At 54.8% G+C, this 3,169-nt stretch carries 2 protein-coding genes and 1 pseudogene; 1 reads left to right on the top strand and 2 read right to left on the bottom strand.

The window, feature by feature from the left end; translation table 11 throughout:
• Positions 1–63: 63 nt before the first annotated feature.
• Together metA and RT018_RS05965 are read right to left on the bottom strand one after the other, a co-directional pair.
• Positions 64–1,011, bottom strand: a complete 948-nt coding sequence (gene metA / locus RT018_RS05970) for a homoserine O-succinyltransferase (protein ID WP_312940137.1) — start codon at positions 1,009–1,011, stop codon at positions 64–66.
• A gap of 32 nt (positions 1,012–1,043) precedes the next feature.
• Complete coding sequence (locus tag RT018_RS05965) at positions 1,044–2,333, bottom strand: O-acetylhomoserine aminocarboxypropyltransferase/cysteine synthase family protein (protein WP_312940135.1); 1,290 nt, start codon at positions 2,331–2,333, stop codon at positions 1,044–1,046.
• A 488-nt stretch (positions 2,334–2,821) separates the two neighbouring features.
• Between RT018_RS05965 and RT018_RS05960 the strand changes: the two are divergent.
• A pseudogene (locus tag RT018_RS05960) lies at positions 2,822–3,169 on the top strand (SAM-dependent methyltransferase); the annotation flags it as partial.

Raw genomic sequence — 3,169 nt, 5'->3', positions numbered from 1 at the left:
GGTTCTCTATTTGTCTGCGTGCAGAAAACATTTTCCACTGCTGAGAGGGAATCGGAGACTGCTTTAAATTTCGTTTTCCCGCGTCCGCTTGCCTAGACGGATGTCCCGGATATCGTAGGGCACGGTCTGATACACATTGTAATTCAGCCAGTTGGTGTACAGCAGATTGGCGCAGGAGCGCCACGTGACCACCGGAGCCTGCTTAGGGTCGTCGTTGGGAAAATAGTGTTTAGGAAGCTGGATGGGGGAGCTTGTGGACACGTCCCGTTCAAATTCATTTTTCAGGGTGTCTTGGTCGTATTCCGCATGCCCCATCAGGAAAATCTGTCGACCTCCGTCGGTTTTTACGGCATAGATTCCCGCTTCCGGTGACGAGGCTAAAATTTTCAAGGCAGGCACCGCTTCAATATCCTTCCGATCCACGGTGGTGTGGCGGGAATGGGGGACCCAGAACACGTCGTCAAAGCCCCGGAAGAGAATGAAGCCCTGTTCCTCCACCGTATGGGGAAACACGCCGAAAAGTTTCTCCGGCAGGGGGCGCTTAGGGATTCCATAGTGATAATAAAGCCCCGCCTGTGCGCCCCAGCAGATGTGGAGCGTAGAATGGACGTGTTCCTTGCTCCACTCCATGATTTCGCACAACTCCGTCCAGTAGTTCACCTCATCAAAAGGCTTGTTTTCAACAGGTGCCCCGGTGATAATCAGTCCGTCGAAGTCCTGGTCCCGCACCTCGTCAAAGGTCTTATAAAAGGACAACATATGCTCCTGAGGCGTGTTTTTGGGTACATGGCCCGAGGGGGCGATCAGTTCCAGCTCAATCTGGAGTGGCGTATTGCCCAGAACTCGGGCCAGTTGGGTTTCCGTTGCCACCTTGTTGGGCATCAAATTCAGCAAAAGAATTTGCAGAGGACGGATATCCTGTGTGATGGCGCGCTTTTCCGTCATGACGAAGATATTTTCCCGCGTCAGCGTACTGGTGGCGGGCAATTTGTTGGGTATTTTAATAGGCAAAGCTGGTGTCTCCTTTCAAGGCGCGGGGACTCTTACGCGTTCACCCGCTCCAGCGCCTGAGCGACATCTCCGATCAGGTCTTCTTTACTTTCAAGGCCGCAGCTGATCCGCACAAGTCCGGCGGGGACGCCTGCGGCCTGAAGCTGCGCGTCGGTCATCTGGCGGTGGGTGGAGCTGGCGGGATTCAGGCAGCAGGTGCGGGCGTCCGCCACATGGGTTTCGATGGCAGCAAGCTTCAAATGCTTCATAAACTCCCCGGCGGCGACGCGTCCACCTTTCAGCTCAAAAGAAACCACTCCACAGGAGCCGTGAGGCAGATATTTTTCCGCCAAGGCATGGTATTTGTCGCCGGACAGGCCACAATAGCTGACAGAAGCGACCTTGGGATGCTTCGCCAAAAATTCCGCAACAGCCTGACCGTTTTCGCAGTGACGGGCCATGCGCACATGGAGGCTTTCAAGGCCCAGATTCAGATAAAACGCATGCTGGGGGGACTGGATAGAGCCCAAATCCCGCATGAGCTGAGCGGTGCATTTTGTAATAAACGCGCCCTCCTTGCCAAATTTCTCGGCGTAGGTGATGCCGTGGTAGCTCTCATCCGGGGTGCACAGGCCGGGGAACTTCTCCGCGTGGGCCAGCCAGTCGAACTTGCCGGAGTCCACAATAGCCCCGCCCACGGCTACGCCATGGCCGTCCATATACTTGGTGGTGGAGTGAGTCACAATGTCCGCGCCCCACTCGAAGGGACGGCAGTTGATGGGCGTGGGGAAGGTGTTGTCTACAATCAGGGGAACCCCGTGATGATGGGCTGCCTGTGCAAACTTCTCAATATCCAGAACGGTCAGCGCCGGATTTGCAATGGTTTCACCGAACACGCATTTGGTGTTGGGTTTAAAGGCTGCGTTCAACTCCTCCACCGTACAGTCTGGGGAGACGAAGGTGCATTCCACACCCATTTTCGCCATAGTGACGGAAATGAGATTGAAGGTGCCGCCGTAGATGCTGGAGGAGGAGACAATGTGGTCTCCGCAGGAGGCGATGTTGAACAAGGCATAGAAATTGGCCGCCTGACCGGAAGAGGTGAGCATCGCCGCCGTGCCGCCTTCCAGCGCTGCAATTTTCGCCGCCACGTAATCGTTGGTGGGGTTTTGCAGGCGAGAATAAAAATAGCCGTTGGCTTCCAGATCGAAAAGCTTGCCCATGTCCTCGGAGGTGGCATATTTAAAGGTGGTGGACTGGACAATGGGAATTTGCCGGGGCTCACCGTTGCCGGGAGTGTAGCCTCCTTGGACGCAGATGGTTTCGATGTTCTGATTGCTCATATAGTTGAACTCCTTTCTGTGTGATGCTTTGGGGCAAAAGAAAAAGACCCCCGCCTCAAAGCATCCTTTGAGGCGAAAGTCACTCACTTCCGCGGTACCACTCAAATTGCGCGCTGTAAAGCGCACCACTCACAGGCTCAAACAAGCCCTCTGCCTTAACGCGGCGACACGGAAAGACCTGTCCCTTTGCGGGTTCGCTCTTTCGGCTCGGGAGCCATAGACACTGAAAACGGTTTCCCACCGGCTCGCACCAGCCGCCGGCTCTCTGAAAGGTCCGCGTCTTCGTCCTCTCCGTCACTGCCTTTTATATATTACTCACGATATTGGAGATAATTCTAACACGGTTTTTTGAAAAGTCAAGGTCCTTTTTCTGCATTGAAAGCGTCGACCACCTTGCGATCGAAGTGAAATCCTTGATTGACGGGGCGGCGCTGTTTGAAGTATAATAACACGATTGAGTACTAAAGGAAAAAAACGGAGGAACCACCATGTGGATTGCGGAGAGCTGGCGGGATTATGAATTGCTGGACTGCGGCGGCGGCGAAAAGCTAGAGCGCTGGGACAGGCAGCTCTTGGTGCGCCCGGACCCTCAGGCCATCTGGGAGACGGACCGTGCCTATCCCGGCTGGAAAAAAGCCGACGGGCGGTATCTCCGCTCCCAGACCGGCGGCGGACATTGGGAAAAAGGGAAGCTGCCGGAGAGTTGGCAGGTTCATTACGGAGAGTTGATCTTTCAGGTCAAGCCCATGAATTTCAAGCACACGGGCCTGTTTCCGGAGCAGGCGGTAAACTGGGACTTTGCCATGGAAAAAATTAAAAATGCGGGGCGACCCATC

It is taken from the genome of Oscillibacter sp. (genome assembly GCF_032060045.1).
In the GTDB taxonomy this organism is placed as follows: domain Bacteria; phylum Bacillota; class Clostridia; order Oscillospirales; family Oscillospiraceae; genus Oscillibacter.
The sequence above is the reverse complement of the archived record's forward strand: the minus strand, read 5'-3'. Positions and strand labels throughout refer to the sequence as shown.